Below are 4,805 nucleotides of genomic sequence, written 5' to 3'. Positions count from 1 at the left end.
GGCCATACGGTATAGTGTTGTGTATTCGATTAGCCGCTGTGCCTTGTTGAATGCGCGCCTGCGGGCTCCTTTTTCCAATGACATCGACATAGTTGAATTTGACTTGCGTGATTGTCACGCGGGATTTGCGCGTGCGCGCTTCGGAGAAGAGAATGCCGACAGGTACTGTCAAGTGGTTCAATGGCCAAAAGGGCTTTGGGTTCATCCAGCCGAACGACGGCGGAACTGATGTGTTCGTACACATCAGCGCGGTCGAACGCGCGGGTCTTCCCGGCCTCGCCGAGGGCCAGAAGGTTTCGTACGAGCTCAAGACCGACAAGATGCGCGGCAAGGTCAGCGCCGAAAACTTGTCGCTGGCTTAGTTCGCTGCGCCATTTCACGGATGTACTGAAATGGCCGCATTGCCCGCTCGGTCCCAGGATTGAGCGGGCTATGCCTGTTGCGAAACCGGCAGAGAGATGAGCACCAAGAAATCAGCCGAGCCCTCTCCCCAAAGCGTAGCGCGCGCCGAGCGGCAGCGTGTGGCCAAGGAAGAAGGCGCCCAAGCGATGGCGGAGGCCGAGCGGCGGTCCGTCGAGCTGCGTCAAAACATGCAGCGGCTGCGTGCCTTGCGGGAAGCCAAGCAAGCGGACGAGGATGGCGCTGAAGCGCCTGCGCCGAAGCCTGCAAAGAAAAAACGCGTGAAGCGAATTGTGAAGTGATCTTATCGACCTCGGACAAGAGGTCGTACACTAGACATCCGCTCCGGATGTCCGCACCGGTCGAGACGCGCCAGAACCTCCCGGAATATCTAAGCCAAGCAAATCTCACTTAAGCCAAAGCAAATCGCACGCGAGCCTATCCCTGACGCATCCCCAGCGCTTCAAGATAGGATCGAGGCGAAAGCCGGTCCCTGCTCGAGTCAAGTTTCTCAGCCTGCGTTTCTTGGACTAAGGTTCTTGGGCTAAGGTTCTTGGGCTAAGTTTCTTGGGCTAAGTTTCTTGGGCCAGGTTGTTGGACTAGGTTTGTTGGCCAAGTTGCGGTTGAGCCTCACGACTGCGCCGGACCCGCAGTTGCCAGTTTGACGACGTTTGGCTCACTAAGTCGTCCCGGCGAACCGCTTGGCTCCATGTCGCACGCGCTGCTGAGCGTTGCCCGACGGGCAGTTTGCGCAAGGAGGACATGTGCGAATTGCCCGTCGGGTTACTTTGTCGCATGGTGTGCGCCTTGCGTCGTCGGGCAAATCAGAACCATCCTCTCGCACACCCCACCTCGGCAAGAGGGGCGTATCGCGATCGTCACGACACGCGAGGTGGGATGCGGTGGACGCGTGGTGTCGCAGCGTGCGTCTTACACGCGGACGAACGACATAGCGCGGACGTGAAGTCGTGTGGTCCTGGCGTCCCGGTGCTGATGCCAAATCTGCGGTGCGACGAGCGCGCGGATGACGGGGGCAAGCAAGCCGGTCCCCGAGGAGAGCACGTATAAGCGTTAATACCATCGCGCAGGGAAGGCCGGTTATTTGGCTGACCTGTGGTTCTGCCGCGTGCTTTTTTTCTGCACGCGGACCATGGGTATCAGCCGATACCCGGCCTTCCCCGCGCCCTCTCATTGTTCGAGGGCGATGCCTTGCAAAGCTCGGGCGCAAACTGCGCCGCGAGAATGCGGATGTGTGTCCAGCGCTATTTGAGATGCGAAGAGGAAGTCCGCGTTCGTTGCAAGCCAGGATCACGCCACAAGCACAATTGTCGTCGCGGTCAGGCACGCGCCGGAATGACAATATGTGGAGAGCGCTACCGCGCCTTTCCCGCCCGGCTCAGCAGAAATACACCCTGCTCGCCGAACATGTTCCAGAACCACCAGGGCATGTTGAAGCGCAGCGGGCGGGCGTAGGAATCCAGCGCCACCGCGCGCTCCATCTTGACGTTGATCTCGTCGCAGAGCTGGATGAAATCCTTGATGGTGCAGAAATGGATGTTTGGCGTATCGTACCAGGTCGCCGGCAAATTTTCGGTACGCGGCATGTGGCCGCCGATCAGGAGCTGCAGCCGCATCCGCCAGAAGCCGAAATTCGGAAATGTCACCAGCGCGCGGGTGCCGATCCGCAACAAATTCTCCAGCACGACCTTGGGCTGCCGCGTCGCCTGCAGGGTCTGCGACAGGATCACGTAGTCGAAAGCGTCATCGGGATAGTTGACGAGATCGGTATCGGCATCGCCCTGCACCACCGCAAGTCCCTTGGCGACGCAGTGGTTGACACCCTCGCGCGACAGCTCGATGCCGCGCCCGTCGATGCCGCGGCTTTCCAGCAATTGCAGCAGATCGCCGTCGCCGCAGCCGACGTCGAGCACGCGGGAACCGCGCTCCACCATCTCTGCGATCAGGAGGTGATCAGGGCGATAGGCCAGTGTCTGCGAACCCGCCAAGCCGTTCAGCGGCAGGACCTGTTGCTGCATCGACATGCTCAACTCCCCGATGCGGTCAGGCCGCGTGCGTGGCCCGCGGAATCCAGGAACGCGCGGGCGATATCGAGGAATTCGGGCACATCGAGTAGGAAGGCGTCATGGCCCCTGTCGGTCTCGATCTCGGCGAACGACACCCGCGCGTTCGATGCATTGAGTGCATGAACCAGCGCCCGCGACTCCGAGGTCGGAAACAGCCAGTCGCTGGTAAAGGACACCACGCAGAAGCGGGTCTTGATGCCGCGGAATGCCCGCGCCAGCGCACCGTCATGATCGGCGGCGATATCGAAATAGTCCATCGCCCGGGTCAGATAGAGATAGGCGTTGGCATCGAAGCGCTCGACGAAGGACGAGCCTTGATAGCGCAGATAGCTCTCGACTTGGAAATCGGCGTCGAACGAGAAGGTCGGCAGCTCGCGATCCTGCATGCGGCGGCCGAACTTGCGGTGCAAGGCGGCGTCCGACAGATAGGTGATGTGCGCCGCCATCCGCGCCACCGCGAGCCCGCGATGCGGATGGATGCCCTGGTCGGCATAGCGGCCGTGATCCCAGTCCGGATCGGCCATCACGGCCTGGCGGCCGAGCTCATGGAAGGCGATGTTCTGCGCCGAATGCCGCGTGGCACAGGCGATCGCGAGCGCAGCGAACACGCGCTGCGGATAGGCCGCGGTCCATTGCAGCACCTGCATGCCGCCCATCGAGCCGCCGACCACGGCAAACAGCGTGTCGATGCCGAGCTGGTCGATCAGCATCGCCTGCGCGCGCACCATGTCGGGAATGGTGATGATCGGAAAATCCAAACCCCAGACCTTGCCGGTCGCGGGATTGATCGAAGCCGGACCGGTCGAGCCCATGCAGCCGCCGATCACGTTGGAGCAGATGATGAAGTAGCGCGCGGGATCGAGCGGACGGCCCGGGCCGACCAGCGTTTCCCACCAGCCGGGCTTGCCGGTGACGGGGTGGCTGTTGGCGACGTGCTGATCGCCGGTCAGCGCGTGACAGACCAGGATGGCGTTGGACTTGTCGGGATTGAGCTCGCCATAGGTCTGGTAGGCGATCTGGAACGGCGCGAGATCGACGCCGCAATCGAGCCTCAGCGGCTGGTCAGCGCCGAACGTCGCAAGCTGCGAGTGCGGATGGTCGACCTCCTGCGAGCGCTCTTCCGGCTGCATCGCGCGCCGCGACGGCGCCGCTTTCGACTTCGACGCCTGCGATTTGGACGCCTGCGATTTGGTTGTCAGGCCTGTCATCTTGCTTCGTCCCCGGCTCACGCCAGGGCTCCCGAACCACGCGACATATCAGGCCATAAAAAACCCGGCCTGAACTAGGGTTCGGCCGGGATCGAAATCGTCCCCGGCCTGTTTAGCGAGTTTTTTAACGTGGCTGCAAGCCGGCCGGCTCAAATGACCACGGAACCGTCATAAACTAGTCCCGGTCGCGGCCCTCGTCAAGGCAAGCAAGGTCAATAGCCCGGCTTGTGGCGGGACCGTCGCCGGATCGGGATCAGGTAAACTTGATGTTGCGCCACGGTCGTTGATGCGACAGAACCACGGTGTTCTCGTAGTGATGCCGCACACGTCAGTATGCCCAACGAGAATAAGTAGTGAGATTTCGCCGATGTCCCAGACGCCGCCCGCCCCGCCATCGCTCACCGACCTGCGCAAGGAGATCGATACGATCGACGAGCAGATGCATCGGCTGTTGATGCAGCGTGGCGACATCATCGACCGGCTGATCAAGGTCAAGAAGACCCAGGAGGTCGGATCGGCGTTTCGCCCCGCGCGCGAGGCCGACATGATGCGTCGCCTGGTCGAGCGCCATCGCGGCATCCTGCCGTTGACCACGGTCGAGAGCATCTGGCGCGTGATCGTCTCCTCCTTCACCTATGTGCAGGCGCCGTTTGCGGTGCATGCCGATGTGTCGGCCGGCGAATCCGCGATGCGCGATTCCGCGCGCTTCCATTTCGGCTTCATCGTCCCCTACGTGGCGCATTTCAGCGCCCAGGCCGCGGTCGAGGCGGTGGCGAGCTCCAAAGGCGACCTGGCGCTGGTCTCGGCCACATCGGGCCATACGCCGTGGTGGATCACGCTGGAGCCGGTCGGCGCGCCGAAGATCATCGCGCGGATGCCGTTCCTGGAGCGTGCCGACCATCCGGCGGCGCTGCCGGTGTTCGCGATCTCGCGCGTCGCCGACGATGCGCTGTTGCTGGAGGTCGAGACCTGGAGCGTCCGCGTCTCCGGCTGGAATGCGCAGGTTTCGCGCGCGCTGTCGCCGCTGGCCGACGTCGTGGCGGTGCCTGATACCGCCTTCGACGGCGCCGCGTTGCTGGTCTCGATCGCCGCTCCGGCCAGCATCGATCAGATC

The 4,805-nt window shown here is 62.5% G+C and carries 5 protein-coding genes and 1 riboswitch; of the genes, 3 read left to right on the top strand and 2 right to left on the bottom strand.

Annotated features, from left to right (window positions below):
* Positions 1-152: 152 nt before the first annotated feature.
* Together WA702_RS15030 and WA702_RS15025 are read left to right on the top strand one after the other, a co-directional pair.
* Entirely contained in the window at positions 153-362 is a 210-nt protein-coding gene (locus WA702_RS15030; protein WP_425111323.1) for a cold-shock protein, read from the top strand.
* A 96-nt stretch (positions 363-458) separates the two neighbouring features.
* Positions 459-701, top strand: coding sequence for a transcriptional regulator (locus WA702_RS15025; protein WP_425111322.1), 243 nt, complete (start codon positions 459-461; stop codon positions 699-701).
* A 1,071-nt stretch (positions 702-1,772) separates the two neighbouring features.
* On the opposite strand, the gene metW is transcribed toward WA702_RS15025, so the two are convergent.
* Together metW and metX are read right to left on the bottom strand one after the other, a co-directional pair.
* Positions 1,773-2,441, bottom strand: a complete 669-nt coding sequence (gene metW / locus WA702_RS15020; protein WP_425111321.1) for a methionine biosynthesis protein MetW — start codon at positions 2,439-2,441, stop codon at positions 1,773-1,775.
* A 2-nt stretch (positions 2,442-2,443) separates the two neighbouring features.
* Positions 2,444-3,691, bottom strand: a complete 1,248-nt coding sequence (metX, locus tag WA702_RS15015; RefSeq protein ID WP_425111320.1) for a homoserine O-acetyltransferase MetX — start codon at positions 3,689-3,691, stop codon at positions 2,444-2,446.
* Positions 3,692-3,782: 91 nt separating this feature from the next.
* Positions 3,783-3,862: riboswitch (SAM riboswitch) on the bottom strand.
* A 196-nt stretch (positions 3,863-4,058) separates the two neighbouring features.
* Here metX and WA702_RS15010 point away from each other — a divergent pair.
* On the top strand, positions 4,059-4,805 hold a 747-nt coding region (locus WA702_RS15010; protein ID WP_425111319.1), incomplete at its 3' end, for a chorismate mutase.

Origin of the sequence: Bradyrhizobium sp. (assembly GCF_049798375.1) — a bacterium.
Lineage (GTDB): Bacteria > Pseudomonadota > Alphaproteobacteria > Rhizobiales > Xanthobacteraceae > Bradyrhizobium.
This window is presented reverse-complemented; position numbering and strand designations above follow the sequence as displayed.

Coding starts and splice junctions, on each gene's coding strand:
- WA702_RS15030 (WP_425111323.1), top strand. CDS start 153: ATGCCGACAGGTACTGTCAAGTGGTTCAATGGCCAAAAGGGCTTTGGG.
- WA702_RS15025 (WP_425111322.1), top strand. CDS start 459: ATGAGCACCAAGAAATCAGCCGAGCCCTCTCCCCAAAGCGTAGCGCGC.
- metW (WP_425111321.1), bottom strand. CDS start 2,441: ATGTCGATGCAGCAACAGGTCCTGCCGCTGAACGGCTTGGCGGGTTCG.
- metX (WP_425111320.1), bottom strand. CDS start 3,691: ATGACAGGCCTGACAACCAAATCGCAGGCGTCCAAATCGCAGGCGTCG.